This window comes from Microtetraspora sp. NBRC 13810 (assembly GCF_030268685.1).
Classification (GTDB): domain Bacteria; phylum Actinomycetota; class Actinomycetes; order Streptosporangiales; family Streptosporangiaceae; genus BSRQ01.
In genome coordinates this window covers 112,822-136,187 of the sequence record NZ_BSRQ01000004.1, presented here as the reverse complement: position 1 = coordinate 136,187, position 23,366 = coordinate 112,822, and the positions used below count along the sequence as shown (strand labels likewise).

Here is a 23,366-nt window from a genome sequence, read left to right as displayed (position 1 = left end):
GTTAAGGTGGGGGCATGGATGAGCAGGGGCGGGCCAGGCGGCCCGGGGGGCGCAGCGCCCGGGTCCGCGCGGCCGTGCACCAGGCCGTTACCGACCTGGTCAGGGAGCGCGGCTACGGGAACTTCACCGTCGGCGACATCGCGGCCCGCGCGGGCGTGGCCGACACCAGCCTCTACCGCCGGTGGGGCAACCTCCAAGCCCTGCTCAGCGATGTGCTGCTGACCCGGCTCAACGCGCAGTCACCGATGCCTGACACCGGCAGCCTGGCCGGCGACCTGCGGACCCACGCCGCCAACGTGGCCCGCGAGGTCACCGGACCCGACGGCCTGGCGCTGGTGCGGCTGACCATCGCGCTGTCATGCGAGGGCCGGCAGGGCCTTCAGGCGCGCGACGAGCTCCTGGCCGACCGCACCAGGCAGTTGCAGGCCATGCTCGACCGCGCCCGCGGCCGCGGCGAGGACCCGCCTGACGTACTGGAGGTGCTGGACCATCTCCTGGCGCCGATCTACATGCGCGTCCTGTTCGGCGCGGGCCCGCTCACCCCTGACTACCTCGACGGGTTGGTCGACCGGTTGCTCGCCTGATCCAGTCCGTCGCGCTGTGGAACAGCCGCTACCTGTCGACCGCCGTCGGCGAGCTACGCCCCCATCACTACTCGTGGCTGGGGGTCAGTTTTGGGAACAGGATGCCGGGTTGGTTGCGGGATAACATTCGTTATCTGGCAAGACAGCGATCAGCGACGTAGCGCGAGCTGGGCGACCACCGTCCGGCGCGCACGCTTCGTATCCCGGTTATCTGGCAACTCGGCGGGTGGTGGAGGCGTACCGCATCGATCCGATCATCGCCGAGCAGCTCGGCCGTGCCCACCCGCTCGCCCGCCATCTCGACGACTTCCTCACCGACCTGGCCAACGCCGGCACCTCACCGCACACCCGGCGCGCCTACCGCAGCGACCTGATCGCTTTTGCCGCCCACCACGGCGAGGAGATCGGCGAGCTGACCGCGACGCCGATCCGCGCCTACCTGGCCGAGCTCGCCGAGCTGTCGCCGGCCAGCCGCAAGCGCAAGCGGGCCGGCTCCGGCAGCGCACGCCAAAGACTTCGAGGTCCCGTGCCCAGGGCGCAAGCGAGGTCCTCGCTGCAGAGCAGGCTGGAGACTCGCTGGAGCGCAACCGCCAACTGCGCGCCGAGGTCGCCGACCTCACCGCCCGGCTCGAAGCGGCCCATGGCGAACTGCGCAAGCTCCGGGTCCAGTCCACCAAGGCCGCGAGCCTATTGATCGGACCGTGCTGAGAGGGCGTCTCTGATCCTCTGCTGATCTTTCCCGGCGCCCCAATTGGGTCCACCCCTCGGGCCCGGCGTGGCAGGCTGAAGGGGTGCGGTATGCAGACTGGGGCGAACGTTCCCCACGGTGGGCCGGAATCCGCAGCCAGGAGATCGACGTCTCCGGCACCAAGGTCCATTACCTGAGCGCGGGGAAGGGCCAGGGCGGGCTCACCCACCTGCTGATTCACCCCATGGCCGGCAGTGCGTCGATGTGGACGGACACCATCGCCGAGCTGAGCGCCCACGGTCCGGTGATCGCGCCCGACCTGCCGGGCTCGGTCTTCGGCCATACCGACTCGCCGCACCCGCGCGCGTCCAAGGCCGAACTGGGCGCGCGTTTCCTGCGAGCGTTCACCGGCCGCATGGGGCTCAAGGCCACGAACCTTTGGCGACCTGGCGAAAAGCCGCCGCCCCCGCCCGCCGGTGCTCGGCGGGCGGGGGCGTCGGTAGTACGCGTTTCCCAGGGGCGGCGCGCCCTATCGTGCGCGTCGGGCTGCGCCCCCCGGTCAGGCGCTCTTGCGGCGCTGGGCGCGAAGGATCGCCAGCCGCTCGTTGAGGACCTCCTCCAGATCCTCGATGGTGCGCCGCTCCAGTAGCATGTCCCAGTGTGTCCGCGGGGGCTTCAGCTTCTTGGTCTGCGGCTGCTCACCGTCGACGCGCACCGCGACGAGGCCGCAACTGCGGCACTCCCACGTCGAGGGGATCTCCGCCTCGGCGGCGAGCGGTACGTCGAATCGATGGCCCTTCGGGCAGGTGTAGGACACCTCCTGGCGCGGAGCCAGATCGGTGTTGCGGTCGTTCTCGTAGCTGGTCGCGCCGAGTCGGGTTCCGCGAAGCGCACGCTCGCCCATGTTTTAATGCCTCCTGAGGGCCCCGTCGTGAGGGGTGTGTCTCCCACGGCGTACAACGCTTGATACCGTGGATGGATTCCCACGCAGAGGGAGATCCAATCGCGCTTTTTGTCGTGAGAACCTCACGACGGCCGCGAGGCGCCCTCCGGCGCGGGTGAGACGGGGCTCACCACGCGCCTCGTCGCGGGGCGTCACACCCGGTCGGGCACCTCGTTCCCGGCCGCCCGGATCGCCTTGGGCATGTTGATGAGTCCCAGCAGCACGAAGCCGAGCGCAAAGAAGATCAGCAGCGACAGGATGCCCAGCCGGTAGCTGTCGGTGAGCTGGAGCGCGATGCCGAGGGCGAAGGACCCGAGGAACGTCGAGCCCTTGTCGCTGATCTCGTACAGCGCGTAGTACTCCGCCTCCTTGCCCTTGGGGATCACGTGCGAGAAGAGCGACCTGGACAGCGCCTGGGTGCCGCCCATCACGATCGCGATCGCGATGCCCAGGGCGAAGAACGGCAGCGCCGACCCCGCCGGGAGGAAGTACGCCACGCCGACCACGGCGACCCACACGATCAGCGCGTACTGCACGACGCGCTTGGCGCCGTACCGCCCGGCGAGCCGCCCGAGCAGCAGCGCGCCGCCGAACGCGACGAACTGCACCATCAGCAGCGACCCGATCCGGACCGTCTCGCTCAGGCCGAGCTCCCGGTCGGCGTAGGTGGCCGAGAAGGAGATCACGGTCTGCACGCCGTCGTTGTAGATCAGGTAGGTGACCAGGAACGCCAGCGTCAGCGGGTAGCGGCGCAGGTCGGCGGCCGTGCGGGCGAGCTCGCGGAAGCTGCGGGAGACCGCCTGGCCCGCGTTCTCGGCGGCGATGGCCCTGCGGCGGTTGCGCAGCCGCAGCAGCGGGATGATCGTGAAGCCGCCCCACCACAGGCCCGCCGAGGCCAGCGCGATGCGCGCGGCGGTGCCGCCGTCGATGCCCAGGGCGTCGGTGTTGAGGTACATCCCGAGGTGGATCGCCAGCAGCAGGCCGCCGCCCAGGTAGCCGAACCCCCAGCCGCGGGCGGAGACCCGGTCGCGTTCGGCGGCGGTGGAGATCTCGGGCAGGAACGAGTTGTAGACCACGAACGCGGCCGCGAACCCCACGTTGGCCACGAGGAACAGCGCCCCGCCGAGCAGATACGCGCCACCGGTGACGAACCAGAAGCAGACCGTCGCCGCGGCCCCTAGGAAGGCGAAGACGCCGAGCAGCTCCCGCTTGCGGCCGGTGTGGTCGGCCAGCGCGCCGGCCACCGGCATCAGGATGATCTGCAGGATGGCGGCGGCGCCGACGACGAAGGAGTAGTAGGCGCTGGGCCGCACGTCGAAGCCGAGCACGTCGACGAACTCCCGGCCGGCCGCGGCGGTCTCGGCGACGTCGGTCAGGTACGGGCCGAGGAAGACCGTCAGGACGGTGGTGGGGAAGGCGGAGTTGGCCCAGTCGTACCAGTACCAGCCGCGTTGCTCGCGGAGGCGGGCGGCGGGGGACTCGCCGACGGTGGCGGGGGCGGTGGTCATGTGGTCTCCGGGGGGATGCGCGGTCAGGACGCCGCAGGTAGGGGATGCCAGACGCCCCGTGAGGTGAGCACCTGGCGCAGGCCCGTGATGTTGTCGGTCATGATGCCGTCCACGCCCAGGTCGAGCAGCCGTTCCATGGTCCCGGGGTCGTTGACGGTCCACACGTGCACCTGCATGCCGAGGGCGTGCGCGGTGCGCACCAGGGACCTGGTGACCACGCGCAGCCCGCGGAAGCCGATCGGCACCTGGGCGCAGGGCACCCCCGCGCGGGCCAGCCGGGTGAGCAGCCGGCCGTAGCCGGAGGTGCTGGCGGCGGCGCGCAGCGTGGCCACGCCGCGCGGGCCGAGCGCCGAGCACACCTCGCCGCCGACCGCGGCGCGGGCCCTGGCCAGGCGCTCGTCGGAGAAGGAGGTCAGGCAGATCCGTTCGTGGGCGCCGGTACGCCGGACCGCCCTGGCCAGCGGCTCGATCGCGCCCGTGTCCTTGACGTCGATGTTGAACCGGGCCTGCGGCCAGTTGCCCAGCAGGTCCTCCAGCAGCGGGATCTCGTCCACGCCGCCCACCCTGGCCCGCCGTACGACCCGGTAGGGCAGCTCGGCGATCCGGCCGTGCCCGTCGGTGACCCGGTCCAGGGTCTGGTCGTGGAAGGCCAGCAGGACGCCGTCGGCGGTGGCGTTGACGTCGGTCTCCAGGTAGGTGTAGCCGAGGTCCACGGCCCGGGTGAAGGCGGCCACGGTGTTCTCCCGGTTCTCCCGCGCCCCGCCTCGGTGGGCGAAGGCCAGCGGGCCGGGATGCTCCAGGAACGGGTGCCGGCGCTGCACGTGGAGGAGTATGCCCCTTTCACCGCCCCGTGCGTCAGTGCGCGGAGGTGAACGTTTGGGTCACGAACTAGATCATTATAGGTCGCTACCCGGCTTACCTGCCCATTCTTGCCGACGGGCTTCGGCGAGCGCGATGGCGGCGGCCACCGCGACGTTCACCGAGCCGACCCGGCCGACCTGCGGGATGTAGCAGACGCCGTCCACCGCGTCGAGCAGGGCGGGGGAGCAGCCGTGGTCCTCGCCGCCCACGACGAGGCACACGTCGCGGGCCAGGGACGCCTCGTGCAGCGGCACGGCGTCGCCGGTCAGCTCCACCGCGAGCACCGTGAACCCGTCGTCCCTGGCCGCCTGCACGGCCGCGACGGCCGGGACCGGGTCCTTCCAGTCCACGAGCCGGTCGGTGCCGAGCGCGGTCTTCTGCGCCTTGGGGTTGGTGGGCGGGGTGGCGTTGCCGGCCAGCCAGATGCGCTCCACGCCGAAGGCGGCGGCGGTCCGGAAGATGGAGCCGACGTTGAACGGGCCGGTGACCGACTCCAGGATCATCGCCAGCCGGTTGCCGGTGGACCGCCGCCAGGTGCGGTTGAGCCGCTTGACGTCGGTCGCCCGCAACTGCCTGCGCGCGCCGCCCGCCCCGCCCGCCATGGTGCCCGTCACGCTTCCCGCTTCCTTCCGGCTTCGACTTTGAGTATCCGGTACGCCGACCGGGACGCCACCCGCGAGGTGGGCCAGCCCTGCTCGCCGAGCCAGCGCTGCAGCGAGTCCGAGCCCAGGTGCTTCTGCACCACCAGATAGGCGCACCCGTCCGGGGTGAGCCGGGACAGCCAGCGGCCCAGCATCTCGTGCAGCGCCGCCTTGCCGATCCTGATCGGCGGGTTGGACCAGATGGCCTTGAACCTCACCTGCGGCGGCACCTCGTCGGCGTGCACCGGCCTTACTTTGTCAAGGGCGGCGGCCGCGGCGTTCCGCCCGCACAGCTCCAGGGAGCGGCGGTTCACGTCCACCGCCCACACGGTGGCGCCCGGCGCCCGGGTGGCCATCGTGAGCGCCACCGGGCCGTAGCCGCAGCCGAGGTCGAGCAGGTCGCCCTCGGCCGGCGGGGGCGGCACGCTCTCCAGCAGGATGCGGGTGCCGGGATCGACCCGCCCGGGGGAGAACACCCCGCTGTCGGTCTCCAGCCGCAGATGCAGGTCCGGCAGGACGAGCATCACCGCGCCCGGCCTGCTCACGGCCTGCGGCCGCTCCTCGAAGTAATGTGCCACGCAGACAGACGTTACCAACGCCCCGGCCGTCCCCGGACCGCCTCGCCCCCCGCTCAGGGCCCTCGCTCAGGCCCTCGCTCAGGGCAACCGGGAGCCCAGCAGCAGCGCCGAACCGGCCACGCACACCCCCACCAGGATCGCGGCCAGGTTGAACCACTGGCCGACCTCCTGGTTGACGATCCGGTAGCCGAGCGAGGTGCCGATCTGCTCGTAGACCTCCCGCAGCTCGGTGCCCGACTCCGCGCTGTAGGCCCGCCCGCCGGTGCCGTCCGACAGCGACTGCAGGACCGCCTTGTTCACCGGCACGTTCACCGGCCGCCCGTCGATCATCACGGTGCCGTCCTGCGTGCCGTACGCGATCGTGGAGACCGGCACCTTGGCCTTCATGGCCGCCTCCACGGCCTCGTTGACCGAGCGCCCGGAGGTGTTGTCGCCGTCGGACAGCAGCACGATCGCCGACGGCGGCGGGTCGGTCACCGCCTGCTGGTCGAAGGAGCGCACCGAGTCCAGGGAGTTGAACACCGCCTCGCCGATGGCCGTGCCCGGCCGGGTGCCGAGGTTGCCCACGGCGGTGATCACGGCCATGTGGTCCGTGGTGGGCGAGATGACCACCGCGGCCGACCGGGCGAAGGACACCAGGCCCACGTTGAACCGCTCGGGCAGGTCGCGGACGAACCGCTGCGCCGCGTCCTTGGCCGCGCTGATCCGGTCCGGGGAGACGTCGTCGGCCGCCATCGACAGCGACACGTCCAGCGCGATCATGATCGTGGCACGGTCGCGCGGCACCCGTACCTGGTCGGCGGGGCGGGCCGCGGCGACCACCATCAGGCTCAGCATGACCAGGAACAGCAGCGGCGCCACGTGCCGCCGCCAGCCGGGCGCGGCCGGGGCGACCAGGGTCAGCAGCGGCAGGTTGGTGAAGCGCACGGCGTAGCGCCGCCGGGCGAACTGCGCGGCCACGTAGGCGGCGACGACGAGCAGCACCGCCGCGAACAGCCACAGCCAGCCGGGAGAGAGGAACGTCACGAATGCACTCCTGACATCGGGCGCCGGTGCGCGAGGTGGGCCATACGCCGCTGACGTAGCACGAACTGCGCCACATCGAACACCCAGTCGCGGTCGGTGCGCAGCACCAGGTGGGCCACGCCGCTGCGGCGCAGCGCGACCCGGGTGCCCTCCCGTTGCAGCGCCGCGGCCTCGGCGTAGGCGCGGCGCACCTTGGCGGACAGGCGGATCTCGCCGGTCCGGCCGGTCTCGGGGTCGGTGAAGGTCATCTGGCCCACCTCGGGCAGCTCCAGCTCCCGCGGGTCGATCACCTCGACCGCGAGCACCTGGTGCCGGGCGGCCAGGCGGCGGATCGGCCGCTCCCACTCCCGCTCCACGCCCGGGTCCAGGACCGGCGTGGCGTCCAGGAAGTCGGAGACGATCACCCGCATGCCGCGCCGCCGCCTGGCCGAGGCCAGCACCCCGATCGCCTCGCCCAGCCGGGGCGCGTCCGGCGCGGGCGCCGCCCGGGGCGCGTCCATCAGCGAGTGCAGCAGGCCGTACAGCGCGGGCCGTCCCGGGCGGGCCGGCATCCGGTGCAGGTGCCGCTCGTGCAGCACGTAGGCGCCGAACCGGTCGCCGATGCGCCCGGCCAGGAAGCCGACGGCGCCGATCGCGGCCACCACCAGGTCGCGTTTCTCCATGTCGGCGGTGCCGAAGTCCATGCTGGGCGACAGGTCGGCCAGCGCCCACGTCTCCAGCTCGCGGTCGGCGATCAGGTCCCGCACGTGCGGGACCGTGGTGCGCGCGGTGACCGCCCAGTCCATCCGGCGCACGTCGTCCTCGCCGGGCACGTAGGGGCGGCTGTCGCCCATCTCGCTGCCAGGACCCGGCAGCAGGCCCTGGTGGGAGCCGTGGAGCATGCCGTCCAGGCGGCGCACGATGGTCAGCTCCAACCGGCGCAGCGCCTGCTCGGGGGTGTTGGCGGCGCCGCTCATCGGGGTCCTTGGTTCCACACCACGAGCGGCGGCGGGACGGCGGTGAGCAACTGCCGGACGACGTCGTCGGGGTCGATCCCGTCGGCCAGCGCGTCGAAGGTGAGCATCAGCCGGTGGCCCATCACGTCCACCGCGACGTCGCGCACGTCGTCGGGGAGCAGGTAGTCCCGGCCGCGCAGCAGCGCCAGCGCCCGGCCGGCCGACACCAGGCCGAGGGTGGCCCGCGGGCTCACCCCGATCTCGATCGTCTCGCGCAGGTCGGGCAGCCCGTAGTCGGCGGGCGCCCGGGTGGCCATCACCAGCCGCACGACGTAGTCGGCGACGAGCTGGTGCACCGAGACCTGCTCGGCGAGCTCCTGCAACGCCATGAGCCGGTCGGCGTCCAGCACGGTTCGCGGCGTGGGCGGCGCCACGCTCATCCGGTGCAGGATCTCCAGCTCGTCCTGGGCGCCCGGATGCCCGACGCGCACCTTGAACAGGAACCGGTCGCGCTGCACCTCGGGCAGCGGGTAGACGCCCTCGGACTCCACGGGGTTCTGAGTGGCCAGCACGATGAACGGCCGGGGCAGCGCGTGGGTCTTGCCGGCGAGGGTCACCTGCCGCTCGGCCATCACCTCCAGCAGCGCCGACTGCACCTTGGCCGGAGCCCGGTTGATCTCGTCGGCGAGCAGGAAGTTGACGAACACCGGTCCCAGCTCGATGCCGAACGTCTCGCTGGAGGGGTGGAACACCCGGGTGCCGACGATGTCGCTGGGCACCAGGTCGGGGGTGAACTGGACGCGGGCGAAGGTGCCGCCCACCACGGTGGCGAGTGTGGAGGCCGCGAGCGTCTTGGCCACGCCGGGCACGCCCTCGATGAGGCAGTGACCGCGGGCCAGCAGCGCGACGAGCAACCGCTCGACCATGTGCTCCTGACCGACGATGACCCGTTTGACCTCGGCCAGGGCCTGGCGCAGCACCTCGGCGTCGGTGTTGCCGGGAAGTTCTTCTGCGACGGTCATCTGCTTTCGCGGCGCGCCCGCCGGGACCTGGCAGGCCGGACGGCGCGCCTCTCCTTTCACTCGCGGGACGGCACGGATCTGCTGATGATTGTTATTCCACCAAACGCGCGGCGAACCTGCGCCGGACAGGTGTGCTTTCATGATGAGCGTGCCCAGTCCGCTTCAGCACGGCGACCCGCCCTACCTTGGGCCCTTCGTCATCCAGGCGCGCCTGCGGGTCGGGCCGGCCGGGCTGGTCTACCTGGCGCAGGCTCCCGACGGGCGGGCCGTCTCGGTCGCGCTGCTGACCACCGGCGCCGCCCTGGACGCCTCGGCGCGCGACCGGTTCGTCACCGCGATCCGCGACTCGGCGCCCGAGCGCGGCGGCGTGCGCGGCTGGGTGGCCCGGCGCTCCCAGCGCGGGCGCACGGCGGTGCTGGAGAACATGCCGCCGGTGCTGGCCATGGACGTCGGCCCCGCCCCCTGGGTCGCCACGCCGTACGTGACGGGGCGGGCGGGCGCCGAGCGGTTCCTGGAGCCGGTGATGGTCAGCGGCACGCTGATCGGCGAGCGGCACGGCCCGGACTTCGTGCCCTACTGGGTGTCGGACCGGGCTCCGGCGTTGCCCGCGCCGCCCCGGCCCAAGCCGCCGCCGACCGAGCCGCGGCGTGCCGTGGTGGTCGCCGGGTCGATACTGGGCGCGATGCTCATGCTGCTCTCCTTGGTCTTCTGGCTGCTGGTCTTCCGCCCGGCCGACGAGCCGCAGCCGCCGCGCCCGTTGCCGCCCACGATGTTCGTGCCGACCCCGCCGCCGGTGCCGGCCACCCCGATGCCGCGGCCCACGCCCGATCCCACGGCCACCCAGAGCGCTCCGGGCCAGTCACCCGCCCCCGACGGCGACCCGCAGGATCCCGGCTCCGAGATCTGAGGCCGCCCCCGGTAAGGGTCCGGGGCGTTCGGGTGCGGAGAGCCGGGCCGCTGCCGGGGTACCCTCGACAGGCCAACCGGATCTACCGGATTTTTGCGGCGATGGTCGGGGGTCGGGGGATCCGGGTGGGTGTGTGGGAGATCGTGCTGCTGCTCGTCGCGGCGGCCGGCGCCGGGTGGGTGGACGCCGTGGTGGGCGGGGGCGGGCTGCTCCAGTTGCCCGCGGTCCTGCTGGCGGGCGTGCCGCCGGTGCAGGCGCTGGCCACCAACAAGCTCTCCTCGATCTTCGGCACCGCCTCCGCCGCGATCCTCTACGCCCGCACCACCAAGATCGACCGGGCGGTGGCCGTGCCCGCCGCGCTGCTCGCCGTGGCGTCGGCCGGCCTGGGCGCGGCCTGCGCCGCCGCGATCCCCAAGGACGCGCTGATCCCGCTGGTGATGGCGGCCCTGATCGGGGTGGCGCTGCTCGTGACGTTCCGGCGCGGCTTCGGCGCCGCGGCCGCCCCGCACCTGCGCACCCGGCCCCGGGTTCTCGCCGCCGTCCTCGTCTCCGGCGGCGCCGTCGCCTTCTACGACGGGATCATCGGCCCCGGCACCGGCACCTTCCTGATCATCGCCTTCACCTGGATCCTCGGCACCGACCTGGTCGCCGGCTCGGCCACCGCCAAGATCGTCAACACCGGCACCAACCTGGGCGCGCTCGCGCTGTTCGCCTGGCAGGGGCACGTGCTGTGGGGACTGGGCCTGGCGATGGCCGTGTGCAACGTCGCCGGGGCCCAGGCCGGTGCCCGGATGGCGCTGCGCGGCGGGGCGAGGTTCGTCCGGGTGGTGCTGTTGTGCGTGGTGGTGGCCCTGGTGCTCAAGCTGGGTTACGACCGCTTTCTGGGGTAGCCGGTACGGCCTCGCCCTGCTCACCGGGGGAGGGGGCGGGAGCCTGCCGGGGACGCAGCGCGGGGGCGGCCAGCGAGACGAAGAACGCGAGCACCACCGGGATCGCCAGCGCGGCCGGCAGCCCGGTCAGCTCCGCGGCGGCCCCGATCAGCACCGGCCCGCTGAGGAACCCGGCGTACGCCAGGGCGGCCACCCGGGCGAGCGACCGTCCCGCACGGCCGGGATCCTGGTTGCCCGCGGCGGAGAACACCTGCGGCACGATGCACGACAGACCCGCCCCGAGGAAGGCGAAGCCGACCACACCGGCCACCGGATGGCCGATGAGCAGCGCCACGCCGAGCCCGGCGGCGGCGATCAGGCCGCAGCCGCGCACCAGGAGCACCGGCCCGAACCTGGCGGCGAGCCGGTCCCCGGCCAGCCGCCCGGCGGTCATCATGATCGAGAAGGCGGCGTAGGCGAACGCGGCGAGACCGGCCGAGCCGCCGAGCGAGTCGTGCACGTAGACCGAGCTCCAGTCGGCCGCGGCCCCCTCGCCGAGCATGCAGCCGAACCCCAGCGCGCCCAGAAGGAGCACCCACGCCACCGTGCCGCCGCCGCGCCGCCCCTGAGCCACGGGCCGCGCGGCGGCGGCCGGGGCGGGCGCGCGCAGCGACGAGGCGGGGGACAGCGCCCAGCGGGCCGCCCACCACGCCATCACGGTGATCAGGACGGCGGAGGTCGTGAAGGCCACGGCCGGGGAGGCGGCGGCGGAGGCGAACAGGCCGCCGAGGCCCGCGCCCAGGAAGCCGCCGACGCTGAACACGGCGTGGAAGGAGGACATCATCGGCCGCCCGGCGGCGCGCTCGACGTCCACCGCGCCGGCGTTCATCGCCACGTCCAGGGTGCCGTGCACCGCGCCGAAGGCGAACAGCGCCAGGCCCAGGCTCCACAGGCTGGGCGCGAACGCGGGCAGCACGAGCACGACACCCTGCAACAGCGCCATCGGGACCATGATCCGGGTGCTGCCGTACCGGTCGACCAGGCGGCCGACGGTCATCATGCCGGAGATCGCGCCGGCCGCGATGCCGAGCAGGGCCAGGCTCAGCTGGCCGTCGCTCACCTCCAGCGCGGCCTTGATCGCCGGGATCCTCGCGGTCCACGTGCCGATGGCCATGCCGGACAGCAGGAACAGCAGGCAGACCGCGACCCGGGCGCGGACCAGCTCGGCGTGGTCCCGCGTGCGCGGGCTCACGCGCCGGCCTCGGGCGCGGGGCCGGCCAGCCGTACGGCCACGCCCGCGGCGACCAGGGCGTCGTGCTGATCGGGCGGGATGCCGGGGTCGGTGACCACGACGTCCAGCCGGGAGAGGGGGCAGACGGCGCCGAAGGCGGTGCGGCCGAACTTGCCGGAGTCGACGGCGACCACGACCCGGCGGGCCGCGTCCATCGCCGCCTGCTTGACGGCCACCTCGGGAAGGTCGTGCGCGGTCACCCCGTGCTCGGCGGACAGGCCGCAGCAGCCGATGACCGCCGTGTCGAAGCGCAGGGCGCGCAGGGACGTCTCGGTGAGGGGGCCGGTGAAGTTCAGCTCGCCCTGGCGTACCTCGCCGCCGGGCAGGACCAGGCGGATCCGGGGGGCGGTGGCCAGCTCGCGCACCGCCTGCAGGGCCAGCGCGAGCACGGTCACCCGGCGCTCGCGCAGCGCCCTGGCCACCTCCAGGGCCGTGGTGCCGCTGTCCAGCAGGACGGCCTCGCCGTCGGCGATCAGCGAGGCGACCTCGGCGCCGATCCGGCGCTTGGCCTCGACCGCCTCGCGCTCGCGCACCCCGAACGGCGGCTCCTCGCCGCGCAGCAGCAGGCTGACCGCGCCGCCGCGCACCCGGCGGACGACACCCTGCTGGGCGAGGTCGTCCAGGTCGCGGCGGATCGTCATCTCCGAGACGCCGTGCCGGGAGGCGAGCTCGGTGACCAGGACCGTGTCGTTGACACGAAGAGCATTCATGATCGCCCTTATACGATCAGCACTTTCCATGTGTTCATATGAACATGTTTCGTGTGTGGTTCGCAATAGGCGGCCGTAATCAGCACACTTCTTCCCATGCGTGCCAGCCGCCTGCTCTCGTTGCTGCTGCTCCTGCAGGTCAGGGGCCATCTGACCGCGCCCGAGATCGCCGAGGAACTGGAGGTCTCGGTCCGCACGGTCTACCGCGACATGGAGGCGCTGTCGGCCGCCGGCGTGCCGGTCTACGCCGACCGGGGTCCCGCCGGAGGTTACCGGCTGCTCGACGGTTACCGGACCAGGCTCAACGGCCTGACCGTGGAGGAGGCGTCCTCGCTGTTCCTGGCGGGGCTGCCGGGACCGGCCGCCGACCTGGGGCTGGGGGAGGAGGCCGCCGCCGCGGAGCTGAAGCTGCTCGCCGCGCTGCCGCCCGAGCCCCGCTCGCACGCGGCCCGGATGCGCGAGCGGTTCCACCTGGAGGTGCCCGGCTGGTACCGCAGCGCCGACGCGGCCCCCCATCTCGGGGTGGTCGCCGACGCGGTGTGGGAGGGGCGCCCGCTGCGCATGGTCTACACCCGGTGGGGGCCGCGCGAGGTGGAACGGGTGGTGCACCCCTACGGCGTGGTGCTCAAGGGCGGATCGTGGTACTTCGTGGCGGGCGCCGAGGGCGGCGGCCCGCGCACGTACCGGGTCGCCCGCATCGTCTCGGTGGAGCCGCTGCCCGGCCGGTTCGACCGGCCGCCGGACTTCGACCTGATCGCCTACTGGAACGAGTGGTCGGCGGAGTTCCTGCGGCGGCTGTACACCGCGGAGGCCGTGGTGCGGGTCGCCGCCTCCGCCGTGCCGCTGCTGGCCTACACGGCCGGCCAGGACCTCGTGGACGCCGCCGTCGCCGCGGCCGGCCCGCCCGACGAGACCGGCAGGCTCACCCTGACCCTCCCCGTCGAGTCGATCACCCACGCCCCCTGGGTCCTGCTCCGCCTCGGGGCCGACCTCGAAGTCCTCGGCCCCCCGGAACTCCGCACCCGGATGGAACAGGTCGTCGCCGACCTCGCCGCCCTGTACCACAGAGCCGCCGATACTTTGTAAAGGCGCGCGGCGGAAGCCGTACGCGGCCCTCAGGGGCCGGTGTGGATCAGGGCGGCCCACAGGTCGGGGCGGTGCGGGTGACGGGCGCGCAGGGACATGCTCGCGCTGTGCACTGCGGCGGCCACGTGGTCCCCGGGCAGCGCGGTGGGGTCCAGCAGGCCGTAGACGTGGTCGGCGGCATGGGCGGCCTCCTCGTCCCTGATGCTCCACAGCGTGGCGATGACATGCTCGTAGCCCGCGAGCTGGAAGGCGGACGCGAGGTTGATCGCCTCGTCGGCGATCGCGCCGCTCGCCGCCGCCGTCTGGCAGGCGGACAGGTAGGCCAGCTCGGCGTGCGGCAGGTCCAGCCGGGCGATGTCCAGCACGGTGAGCCGGTCCGCGCCGAGCGCCAGGCTGCTCCTGGAGGGCCGTTGCGGGTCGGCGTAGGCGTGGCCGGCGAAATGCAGCCAGGCGTGGTCAGGCAGCGCGGCCAGGAGGCGTTCCCTGGACGGCGGTTCCAGCAGCACGGCGCCGGGGACGCGGCGCGCGATCCGCTCGGCCTCCACGGCGGTGGCCGGCAGGTCGGCCATGCCGGGCGTCTGCCCGACGGCCACGACCAGCGGGCGGCGCAACCGCTGCGGGGCGGGACGCTGCCGCCTGCCGTGCGCCAGCGCCCGGACGGTCGAGGTGTAGGAGGAGACGGCCAGGTCGAGGACCCCCGGCCAGCCGGTCCTGGCCGCCGCGTGCAGCGGCAGGTAGGCGAGCGGGCCGGTCGGGCACCAGCGGATCCGCGGCAGGGGCCGCCGCTTCGCAGGCCACCTGGAGATGCCGAGCGCGCGCAGCACGGGCTTCGCGACCGCCCGCCACAGCCAGGTCAGCGTCTCACCGATCATGGACTCGCCGATCAGCCGCTTGACGGTGGTGTCGGCCTTCAGGGAGTACCGGACGGCCACGTGGAAGCGCACGGCGTGCTCGGCCGCCTTGCTCCGGTCCAGCAGAGGCAGCGGGACGACCTCGATGCGGCCGCCGCGCAGGATCAGCGCGTCGCTGTGGTAGGGGCTGGCGTTGAGGACCACCACCGGGTCCTCGCCCACCGAGGCCAGCAGTTCCTCGGCGTGCGGCGGGGTCAGCAGGCCCATCGCCCGGACCTCGCCGAGTGCCTCCTCCCATTCGGCGGCCAGCCGCCAGCGGCGTTCGGCGCCGAGGCCCACCGCGGTCACCGACTCCAGCCGGCCGGGCCCGGCGTCGAGCAGTTCGCGCAGCCGCCGTACCCGTTCGGCCAGCTCGGGGGCGCGCTCGGTGAGGACGTCGAGGTCGGAACGGGTCTCCAGGGCCTGCGCGAACAGCACGCCGCGGCCGTACTCCAGGAGTTCCAGCGCCTGCGCCGGGTTCCCGAGGCGCAGGGCGCAGGCCGCCGCGTCCTGGCCGAGGTAGGCGTTGGTGCGCAGCGCGAGCTCCTGCTCGGTTCTGGGCAGCCGGCGGGTCACCGCCGTGGGCAGGATCCGCACGGCCGCCGCGTAGCCCTCCGCGGCCTCGGCCCAGCGTTCGTGCCCGGCGGCGGTCTCCCCCCAGGTCCACGCGGCGCTCAGCCGTGCCCGCACGCCGCCGGCGGGATTCTGCACGGTCGAGCGCAGCAGCCGCAGCGCCTCCGCCAGGTCGGCCGGGTCGCCGCGGGCGGTGTACCGCTCGTTCAGGGCGCGGCTCGTCCCCACCGGGTCCTGGCCCTCGCGCAGCATGCCGACGGCCTCGTCCAGTTCGGCGGGATCGCCGGTCTCGCGGGCGCGCATCAGCAGCAGGCCGCCGAGTTCCCGGGTGCTCACCGGCCGCTGCCCGTCCTGCCGCGGCGCCGCCGCGACCGCCGCCCGGGCGACCTCGATCGCCTCGTCCAGCGCGGCCCGGTCACCGCTGTGCTCATACGTCATCTTGAGCGCCCCGGCGAGCCCGGCGAGCAGCAGGGGGGCGTCTCGCGCCATGCCCGCGCCCTCCGCCACCGCCTGGCGCATCCGCCGGACGCACTCGGCCAGCAGGGTGGCGTCGCCGGTGATCCTGAACCGGAGCTCCAGGGCGGCGCCGAGGGAGCGCAGGTTCAGGACGCGGCCTATGTCGCCCGGCGGGGTGGCGTCGACGGCCTCCTCGAGCGCGTCGGCGGCCCGCGGCAGCAGCGACGTGTCGCCCCGGTGAGCGGAGCTGATCATCAGCGTGTCCGCGTAGGCCGCCAGGACCAGCGCGTGGTCCGGGGACCCCGTCGGCAGGCCGTCCAACGCCCGGGCGGCGATCGACGCCGCCTCGTCGAGATCGGCCTCACCGCCCCGGGCGGCGGCGCCGTACCCGATCGCCCTGACCAGCCGGACGACGGTCGCGGCGTACCGCGGGTCGAGGGGTCTCATGGCCGCCGCCGCCGCGCGCAGCAGCGCGATCGCCTCGTCCAGCGCGGCCGGGTCGCCGGTCCGCACGGCCAGGTTGCGCAGCGCGCTGCCGAGCCCGGCCTCGGCGCCGGCGCGTTCCTCCGGCGTGGCCGTGCCGAGCAGCGCCAGCGCCTGCCGGAACAGGCCGATCGACTCGGTGAGCGCCTCGTCGTCGGCGCGGCGGAGGTAGTCCTCCTCCAGCAGGCCGGCGAGGTGCGTCAGGCAGTGCGCCCGGACCTCCGCGGTGGCGTCCGCGGCATCGGCCAGGGCCTGCCGCGCCACCGGGACGGCCTCCGCCAGGAACGTCTCGTCGGAGGTGATGACGTACAGGTTCCGCAGCGTGACGGCGAGCCAGCCCGCCCACTCCGGGCGGTCGGGGTCCCCGGGCGGGAGCAGTTCGACGGCGCGGCGCAGCAGGTCGGGCGCGCGCCGCATCTCCGCGAGGTTCCCGGTCAGCCGCGCCCAGCTGAACAGCACGCCGCCGTAGTGGTAGAGCACGCCGGCCTCCATCGGGTCCCCCGGCGGGCACGCCTGCGCCGCCCGCGCCCCGGCGTCGGCCGCCTCGGCGAGGGCCGCGACATCGCCGGTCTCGGCGTAGCTGTACGGCAGCACGGCGCAGAGCCGGCCCAGGCAGAAGACCTGGGCCCGGCTGCCGGGCGGGGCGGCGGCCACCGCGTTCCGGTACGCGGTGACGGCTTCGTCGAGGAGTCCGGGGTCGCCGGTCACGTCGTAGTAAGCCCCCGCCGACTCGCCGAGCCCGCTCAGGTGGCCCGCGGTCTCCTCGCCCTCGGGCGGCAGCCCCGTGGCGACGGCCTCCCGGGCGGCCAGCAGGGCGTGGCCGAGGTCCTCCGCCGTGCCGGCCGCCTGGTGCCATGCGCGCACGTGCTCCCACATCAGGGCGCGCAGGAACGGCAGCGCCGGGTCCTGCGCGGGCGACAGCGACGCCGTGACCGTGTAGAGCAGCAGGCCCAGCGCGATCCGTTCGGCCGCGACCGGCACCTGCCACATCGGGGACCGCTGATGGGTGAAGTGGAGCAGCCGGTCCCGGTCGCCGGGCCTGTTCGCCCGCATGCCGTCGACGAACGGCCGCATCCGCTCCGACGCCGCGACGCCGCACAGGTCGGCGAGGTCGATCAGGACGAGCGCGGTGACGAAGTCCGGCGACTCGCCGATCGGCACCGGCCCGGCCTCGGTGTACCTGGCCAGGTGCAGCATGCCGACCACGTGCAGCGGCAGGGCCAGGTCCGCGGAGGGCAGGCCCTCCTGTCCGCGTAGCGCCGTGCCGACCGCGTGCAGCAGCGTGGCGGCGTCGGCGCACGCCCCGAGGCCGAGCACCTGATCCCGGTCGCCGTCGTTGACGACGGCGACCAGCTTGTCCAGGATCTGCCGGATATCGGTCACACGATCATTACAGGAGTGCGGGAAGCGCGCCGATAGGTGAAGATCGACCTTGTGACTGAGTCGAAACCCATCCATCCGGCCGAGCGCGGAATGACCGAGGTGCTGCTCGGCGCGCTCGCCGGCTCGACGCTGCTGCCGTTCTTCCAGGCGATCGCCACCAAGGCCGGCGAGGACCTCTACGCGAAGGTCCGGAGCCTGCTGTCCGGCGCGGACCGCGAGCGGGCGCAGACCGCTCTCGACACGGCGGGCTCCGTCACGCTGGCCGACCGGGGCACCATGACGATCCTGCGGCTGCCCGCCGAACTGCCCCCCGACGCGGCGGCCGCGCTGCGCCTCCTGGTCCTGCCGCCGCCGGCCGAGGGCTGGCGGATCGTCTACTGGGACGGCGCGCGCCGCATGTGGGTCGTGGACGACCTGGACGTGCCGCCGCGGAACGCCGTGCGGATCGACGAGGCCCCCGGGGAGAGCCCTTCCGGGGACTGACCCGGGGTCAGCGGCCGGTGGCGCCCGGTCCCGTTCTGCCGCGTTGCGCCAGGAGCGGGAGCACGCGGTAGGGCACGTGCTCCCTGAGCATGACCTCGGTCTTGGTGCGCACCACGCCGGGCAGCCGCAGCAGCTGCTGGATGACGTCCTCCAGGTGCGCGTTGTCCCGGGCGACGATCCGGCACACGAGATCGCCCTCACCCGCGATGGAGTGCGCCTCCACCACCTCCGCGATGCCGGCCAGCGACGTCACGGCCTGCTCCAGCCTGCCCTGCGCCAGGTGCAGGTGGGCCTGGGCGAGCACGGGGAACCCCAGCCGGGCCGGGTCGATCCGGGGGGAGTGGCTCGCGATGACGCCGCTGCGCTCCAGCCGGCTCAGCCTGCTCTGGACGGTGCCCCTGGCCACCCCGAGGATCCGCGCGTACTCCCGCATGCCCGCCCTGGGCTCCTCCAGCACGAGACGGAGGAGGGCGAGGTCGATGTCGTCCATATGTGTGCCGTTGGCCTTCCTGACAGCGCGCTCGGCGCCGGAGAGTGGGCCGATGGCCCAGACGCGCGTCGCGCCCATTGACCGGATGGAACACCCGAGTCCTACTATCTGCGCCAGATGCCCATTCTTTCACGAGTCAGGTGATGCTCCATGGCCGAACCGATCACCCTTGACGACCGGTACCTCCGCCGGGAGGGAGAGGTCTACCTGACCGGCATCCAGGCCCTCGTCCGGGTGCTGCTCGACCGGAGCAGGGCCGACCGGCTCGCCGGCGTGGACGGCGCCGCGTTCGTCTCCGGTTACGAGGGTTCGCCGCTGGCCGGATTCGACCTGGAGCTCGGCCGGCGGGCCGGCCTGCTCGCCGAGCACGGCATCGTGCACACGCCCGGCCTCAACGAGGAGCTCGCGGCGACCTCCGTGATGGGCAGCCAGCTCGCCGGGGCGATGGGCACCCTGCGGCCCGACGGCGTGGTCGGCGTCTGGTACGGCAAGGCCCCCGGGCTGGACCGGGCGAGCGACGCCATCAGGCACGCCAACCTGGCGGGCGCCCATCCGCGCGGCGGCGCGCTCGCGCTGGTGGGGGACGACCCGGGAGCCAAGTCCTCCACCGTGCCCAGCGCCTCGGAGCTCGCGCTCGCCGACCTGGCCCTGCCGATCTTCTACCCGGCCGACGTGCGCGACGTGCTCGACCACGGCAGGCACGCGGTGGAGCTGTCCCGCGCCAGCGGGCTGTGGACCGCGATGAAGGTGGTCACCGACGTCGCCGACTCGGCCGGAACCGTCGCCCTGGACACCGCCTGGGCCCGCCCGGAGCTGCCCGCCTCGCTCCGCCCCTACCGGCACGTCCCGAACGGCCGCCTGCTGGGCGCCGACCTCGCCGCGCTGGAACACGGCCTGTACACCGTCCGGCTGCCGATCGCCCTGGAGTATCTGCGGATCAGCGGGGTCAACCGGATCGGCGGCGCCGCCCGGGACGCCCGGATCGGCATCGTGTCGGCCGGGAAGACGTATCTCGCGCTCCGCCAGGCGTTGCGCGCGCTCGGCCTGGCGGACGCGGACCTGGAGAGGTACGGCATCAGGCTGCTCAAACTCGGCGTGATCCACCCGGTCGAACCGGAGATCGTGCGCGAGTTCGCCGCCGGGCTCGGCCAGATCGTGGTGGTGGAGGAGAAGCGGTCCTTCCTTGAGGGAGCCGTCAAAGAGATCCTTTACGGCCGGGCGGGGGCGCCGGAGGTGCGGGGGAAGTCGCTGTTCAGCCCCGCCGGGGAACTGGGACCGGACACGATCGCCTCCGGTCTCGCGCGCGTGCTGGGGGACATCGAGCCCGTCGCGGCGTGGCGGGGACGCCGCAGACGGGAACGCCTCTCCCTTCCGCTGCTGGCCCGCACGCCGTACTTCTGCTCCGGCTGCCCGCACAACTCCTCGACCAAGGTGCCTGAGGGGTCCCTGGTCGGCGCCGGGATCGGCTGTCACACGATGGCGCTGTTCATGCCGCCCGAGCAGGTGGGCGACGTGATCGGGCTGACCCAGATGGGCGGCGAGGGCGCTCAGTGGATCGGCATGGCGCCGTTCGTGAGCGACCGGCACTTCACGCAGAACATCGGCGACGGCACCTTCACGCACTCCGGCAGCCTGGCCGTCCGGGCCGCCGTCGCCAGCGGCGTCGACATCACCTTCAAGCTGCTGTACAACTCGGCCGTCGCGATGACCGGCGGCCAGCGGGCGGTGGGCGGGCTGACCGTCGAACGGCTGACCGCGCTGCTGCTCCTGGAAGGGGTCAGCAAGGTGATCGTCACCAGCGACGACCCCGGCAGGCTGCGCGGCCTGCCCAGGCAGGTGGAGGTACGGCACCGCGACGACCTGCTGCGCTGCCAGGAGGAACTGGCGGCGATCCCCGGGGTCACCGTGCTGGTGCACGACCAGGAGTGCGCGACGGAGAAGCGGCGCAGGCGGCGGCGCGGCAAGGAGCGGGCCCCGGAGACCCGGGTGGTCGTCAACGAACGCGTGTGCGAGGGATGCGGCGACTGCGGCGTGAAGTCCAACTGCCTGTCCGTGCAGCCGGTGGAGACGGAGTTCGGCCGCAAGACGCGTATCCACCAGTCCTCCTGCAACCTGGACCAGGCGTGCCTTTCCGGCGACTGCCCGTCGTTCGTGACCTTGACGCCGGTCAGGACGTCCGGGGGGAGGCCGGGCGGCCGGGCGGCGGACCCGGGCCTGCCGCCGGCGCCGCCGCCCGAGCCGTCCTGGCAGGCCCGTGACTTCACCGTGCGGATCACCGGCATCGGCGGGACGGGCGTCGTCACCACGGCGCAGGTCCTCAGCGCCGCCGCGGTGATCGCCGGGCGGAAGGTGCGGATGCTCGACCAGACCGGGCTGGCGCAGAAGGGCGGCGCCGTGGTCTCCGACATCAAGATCACCCTCGACGAGGTCGAGCAGGCCCCCAAGCTCGCCGCCGGCGAATGCGACCTCTATCTGGCCTGCGACGCCCTGGTCGGGGCCGACCCCGAGCGGCTCGCCGCCGCCGACCCGGCCAGGACCACCGCGATCGTCTCCACCACCGAGGTGCCGACCGGGCGCATGGTCGTCGACCCCCGCGTGTCCTTCCCCGAGTGGGACGGGGTGCGCTCGGTCATCGAGGAGGCCACCGCCCGCAGCGTGTACCTCGACGCACGCGGCCTGTCGGAGGAGCTCTTCGGCGACGACCAGTACGCCAACATCCTGCACCTCGGCGCGGCCTACCAGGCGGGCGCCGTCCCGCTGCCCGCCGACGCGATCGAGGGCGCCATCCGGCTGAACGGCACCGCCGCCGAGCGCAACCTCCAGGCGTTCGCGTGGGGCAGGCAGGTCGTCGCCGACCCCGCCGCCCTCACCGCCCGCCGCACGCTCCCCGCCGGGCCGGAGGCCGCCCCTCCCGCGCGGCGGAACGGCGCCGCGGCCGAGCGGCTCCTCGCCCTGGTGGCGACCGGCCCGGACACGGAGCTGGCCCGGCTGCTCGCCGTCCGGGTGCCGGACCTCGTCGACTACCAGGACGAGGCGTACGCCGGGGAGTACGTCCGGTTCGTCGAGCGGGTACGCGCCGCCGGCTCCGCCGAGGTGGCCGAGGCGGTGGCCCGCAACCTGTACAAGCTGATGGCCTACAAGGACGAGTACGAGGTGGCCAGGCTGAGTCTCGCCTTCGACCCGGGGCCGGGCGTCCGGCAGGCGTACCGGCTGCACCCGCCGCTGCTCAGGGCGCTGGGCATGAAGCGCAAGATCAGCCTGGGCCCGTGGTTCCGCCCGGTGTTCCGCCTGCTGTACGCGCTGCGCGGGCTGCGGGGCACCCCGCTGGACGTGTTCGGGTACCCGCGGCTGCGGCGGCAGGAGCGCGGCCTGCCCGCCGAGTACCGTGAGGCGGTCCTGCGGGCGGTGACCCTGGGCGACGAGGCCACCGCCCTCGAACTCGCCGCCCTGCCCGACATGGTGCGCGGTTACGAGGACATCAAGCTGAGGGCCATCGCCGCCTACCGGGACAGGCAGGCGGCGCTGCTGCACTCCCTCACCGGCGCGACCGCCTCCGCCGACTCCGCCCCGTGAGCCCGCGCACCGAGAGATCTACATTGTAAAGGCGGCCTGCCGGTGCGGTTCGACCGGTCTCAGTCACCCGCCAGGGCCGCGTCGAAGCGGTGGCGGAGATCGGCGAGGCGTTCGACGGGTTCGTTGCTGTAGACGAGGCGGACGTATCCGGGGGCGACCGTCCCGCCCCAGGCGGTCATGGGGGTGGCGGCGACGCGCCCGTGGCGGAGCAGCCGGGAGGACAGCTCGGGGGCGGTGAGGCCGAGGGCGGTGGCGTCGACCAGGCAGGACCAGCCGCCCGCCGCGCGGATCACCGGGAGACCGGCGAGCTGCCCGAGGACCGTGTCGTGCCGCCGCCGGTATTCGGCCGTGGCCTCGGCGACGCCCGAGCCCGCCGGGTCCGCGAGCGCCGCCGCGGCGCCGAGCTGGGCGAAGCCGCTGGCCACCGTGGTGTTGTAGATGACCGCCATCCGGATGCGGGCCATCAGGTCGGCCGGGCCGGCGATCCAGCCGATCCGCCAGCCGATCATCCGGTACTCCTTCGAGACCGAGCCGATGGTGACGGTCCGGTCGGCCAGGCCGTCGACCTGGCAGGGGTTGATCCGCGGGTGGCCGTCGTAGACGAGGCGTTCCATGGCGGCGTCGTAGACGAGGTAGGCGCCGGTCCTGGCGCAGGTCTCGGCCACGGCGGCCCAGTCGTCGCGGTCGAGGACGACGCCCGAGGGCATCGACGGGCTCATCAGGAGCAGCACGGCGGCCGTGGTGATCCGGGTCAGGGCGTCGCGGTCCAGGCGCCAGCGGCCGTCCTCGACGTGGAGCGGGAGGAACTGCGGTCGGGCGCCGGACAGCCGTACCCGTTGCAGGAGGCCGGCGTAGGTGGGGTCGGTGAGCACCACGGGGTCGCCGGGCTCGGTGGTGGCGAGCAGCACGGGCATGACGGCCGAGGTGCCGCCCGAGGTGATGACGATCTGCCGCGAGGGGTCGTGGTCGAGCCCGGTGCGCCGGTGCAGCTCGGCCGCGACCGCCTCGCGCAGCACCGGCAGGCCGGTGAGCGGCAGCCAGCTGTTGCCCTCCCCGCAGGCCAGCGCCCGGGTGGTGGCGGCGACGGCGGCCGGCGGTGGAGGCACGTCGGTGTCGAGGTTCTCCATGCGCAGCACGTCCGGGTCGGTGCCGGCGGCCTCGGCGACCGCGTCGAGGCCGATCGGCTGTACATCGGCGAAACGGGTGTTGGGCCGCACGGGACACCTCCGAGTGTTCGGTTTACAGAACACAAGATGTGCCGTCGCCGTCCGGACGTCAAGCGCTCCGGCGCGGAGATGTCCCCGCCGGCCCCGCCGAGCCCGCCCCGGCTCCCTTTATGGGGATTTATTCGCGATTAAACGCCCAGCCCGCATTGTTGTGCACTAT

The 23,366-nt window shown here is 73.6% G+C and carries 21 protein-coding genes; 7 read left to right on the top strand and 14 right to left on the bottom strand.

What is annotated here, in order from left to right; translation table 11 throughout:
- The first annotated feature begins 14 nt into the window (after positions 1-14).
- A complete protein-coding gene (locus QSK26_RS10260; RefSeq protein WP_285774807.1) occupies positions 15-584 on the top strand; it encodes a TetR/AcrR family transcriptional regulator in 570 nt (189 codons plus the stop codon).
- Positions 585-810: 226 nt separating this feature from the next.
- Positions 811-1,278: a site-specific integrase gene (locus QSK26_RS10255; RefSeq protein ID WP_285774806.1), complete on the top strand. Its 468-nt coding sequence runs from the start codon at positions 811-813 to the stop codon at positions 1,276-1,278.
- Positions 1,279-1,509: 231 nt separating this feature from the next.
- Here the strand turns inward: QSK26_RS10255 and QSK26_RS10250 are convergent, their stop codons facing one another.
- The 9 genes from QSK26_RS10250 to QSK26_RS10210 all read right to left on the bottom strand — a co-directional run bounded on the left by QSK26_RS10250 (position 1,510) and on the right by QSK26_RS10210 (position 8,786).
- Positions 1,510-1,644: a hypothetical protein gene (locus QSK26_RS10250; RefSeq protein WP_285774805.1), complete on the bottom strand. Its 135-nt coding sequence runs from the start codon at positions 1,642-1,644 to the stop codon at positions 1,510-1,512.
- Positions 1,645-1,831: 187 nt separating this feature from the next.
- Positions 1,832-2,176 carry an RNA polymerase-binding protein RbpA gene (locus QSK26_RS10245; protein ID WP_285774804.1) on the bottom strand — a complete coding sequence of 115 codons (345 nt, stop codon included), beginning with the start codon at positions 2,174-2,176 and terminating at the stop codon, positions 1,832-1,834.
- Between the two features lie 191 nt (positions 2,177-2,367).
- Positions 2,368-3,723, bottom strand: a complete 1,356-nt coding sequence (locus QSK26_RS10240) for an MFS transporter (RefSeq protein ID WP_285774803.1) — start codon at positions 3,721-3,723, stop codon at positions 2,368-2,370.
- Positions 3,724-3,746: 23 nt separating this feature from the next.
- Complete coding sequence (locus QSK26_RS10235; protein WP_285774802.1) at positions 3,747-4,544, bottom strand: glycerophosphodiester phosphodiesterase family protein; 798 nt, start codon at positions 4,542-4,544, stop codon at positions 3,747-3,749.
- A 75-nt stretch (positions 4,545-4,619) separates the two neighbouring features.
- Positions 4,620-5,186, bottom strand: a complete 567-nt coding sequence (locus tag QSK26_RS10230; protein ID WP_285775089.1) for a TrmH family RNA methyltransferase — start codon at positions 5,184-5,186, stop codon at positions 4,620-4,622.
- Positions 5,187-5,194: 8 nt separating this feature from the next.
- The gene (locus tag QSK26_RS10225) at positions 5,195-5,749 is read right to left on the bottom strand and encodes a class I SAM-dependent methyltransferase (RefSeq protein ID WP_502888693.1); all 555 of its coding nucleotides are present in this window, start codon (positions 5,747-5,749) and stop codon (positions 5,195-5,197) included.
- 132 nt (positions 5,750-5,881) lie between these two features.
- Positions 5,882-6,829: a VWA domain-containing protein gene (locus tag QSK26_RS10220; RefSeq protein ID WP_285774800.1), complete on the bottom strand. Its 948-nt coding sequence runs from the start codon at positions 6,827-6,829 to the stop codon at positions 5,882-5,884.
- Positions 6,826-7,785 carry a DUF58 domain-containing protein gene (locus QSK26_RS10215; RefSeq protein ID WP_285774799.1) on the bottom strand — a complete coding sequence of 320 codons (960 nt, stop codon included), beginning with the start codon at positions 7,783-7,785 and terminating at the stop codon, positions 6,826-6,828. The genes QSK26_RS10220 and QSK26_RS10215 overlap by 4 nt, the downstream gene beginning before the upstream one ends.
- On the bottom strand, positions 7,782-8,786 hold the full coding sequence (locus QSK26_RS10210) for an AAA family ATPase (RefSeq protein ID WP_285774798.1): 1,005 nt from the start codon (positions 8,784-8,786) through the stop codon (positions 7,782-7,784). Before QSK26_RS10210 ends, QSK26_RS10215 begins: the two co-directional genes overlap by 4 nt.
- A 142-nt stretch (positions 8,787-8,928) precedes the next feature.
- On the opposite strand from QSK26_RS10210, the gene QSK26_RS10205 reads away from it, so the two are divergent.
- Positions 8,929-9,693 carry a hypothetical protein gene (locus tag QSK26_RS10205; protein ID WP_285774797.1) on the top strand — a complete coding sequence of 255 codons (765 nt, stop codon included), beginning with the start codon at positions 8,929-8,931 and terminating at the stop codon, positions 9,691-9,693.
- 101 nt (positions 9,694-9,794) lie between these two features.
- Positions 9,795-10,583: a TSUP family transporter gene (locus QSK26_RS10200; RefSeq protein WP_285774796.1), complete on the top strand. Its 789-nt coding sequence runs from the start codon at positions 9,795-9,797 to the stop codon at positions 10,581-10,583.
- Here the strand turns inward: QSK26_RS10200 and QSK26_RS10195 are convergent.
- Both QSK26_RS10195 and QSK26_RS10190 read right to left on the bottom strand, forming a co-directional pair.
- Positions 10,552-11,814 (bottom strand): MFS transporter, encoded by a 1,263-nt coding sequence (locus tag QSK26_RS10195; RefSeq protein WP_285774795.1) that lies wholly within the window; start codon positions 11,812-11,814, stop codon positions 10,552-10,554. The genes QSK26_RS10200 and QSK26_RS10195 overlap by 32 nt on opposite strands.
- The gene (locus tag QSK26_RS10190) at positions 11,811-12,593 is read right to left on the bottom strand and encodes a DeoR/GlpR family DNA-binding transcription regulator (RefSeq protein WP_285774794.1); all 783 of its coding nucleotides are present in this window, start codon (positions 12,591-12,593) and stop codon (positions 11,811-11,813) included. The genes QSK26_RS10195 and QSK26_RS10190 overlap by 4 nt, the downstream gene beginning before the upstream one ends.
- A gap of 66 nt (positions 12,594-12,659) precedes the next feature.
- Here QSK26_RS10190 and QSK26_RS10185 point away from each other — a divergent pair, with 66 nt between their 5' ends.
- On the top strand, positions 12,660-13,649 hold the full coding sequence (locus tag QSK26_RS10185) for a helix-turn-helix transcriptional regulator (RefSeq protein ID WP_285774793.1): 990 nt from the start codon (positions 12,660-12,662) through the stop codon (positions 13,647-13,649).
- Between the two features lie 29 nt (positions 13,650-13,678).
- Here the strand turns inward: QSK26_RS10185 and QSK26_RS10180 are convergent, their stop codons facing one another.
- Positions 13,679-17,434 (bottom strand): CHAT domain-containing protein, encoded by a 3,756-nt coding sequence (locus QSK26_RS10180; protein WP_285774792.1) that lies wholly within the window; start codon positions 17,432-17,434, stop codon positions 13,679-13,681.
- Between the two features lie 51 nt (positions 17,435-17,485).
- Here QSK26_RS10180 and QSK26_RS10175 point away from each other — a divergent pair, with 51 nt between their 5' ends.
- The gene (locus QSK26_RS10175; protein ID WP_285774791.1) at positions 17,486-17,917 is read left to right on the top strand and encodes a hypothetical protein; all 432 of its coding nucleotides are present in this window, start codon (positions 17,486-17,488) and stop codon (positions 17,915-17,917) included.
- Between the two features lie 7 nt (positions 17,918-17,924).
- On the opposite strand, the gene QSK26_RS10170 is transcribed toward QSK26_RS10175, so the two are convergent.
- Positions 17,925-18,485, bottom strand: a complete 561-nt coding sequence (locus QSK26_RS10170; RefSeq protein ID WP_285774790.1) for an Lrp/AsnC family transcriptional regulator — start codon at positions 18,483-18,485, stop codon at positions 17,925-17,927.
- A gap of 72 nt (positions 18,486-18,557) precedes the next feature.
- Here QSK26_RS10170 and QSK26_RS10165 point away from each other — a divergent pair, with 72 nt between their 5' ends.
- Positions 18,558-21,980 (top strand): indolepyruvate ferredoxin oxidoreductase family protein, encoded by a 3,423-nt coding sequence (locus tag QSK26_RS10165; RefSeq protein ID WP_285774789.1) that lies wholly within the window; start codon positions 18,558-18,560, stop codon positions 21,978-21,980.
- 59 nt (positions 21,981-22,039) lie between these two features.
- Here QSK26_RS10165 and QSK26_RS10160 read toward each other — a convergent pair whose 3' ends face one another.
- Positions 22,040-23,197, bottom strand: a complete 1,158-nt coding sequence (locus QSK26_RS10160) for a pyridoxal phosphate-dependent aminotransferase (protein WP_285774788.1) — start codon at positions 23,195-23,197, stop codon at positions 22,040-22,042.
- Positions 23,198-23,366 lie beyond the last annotated feature (169 nt).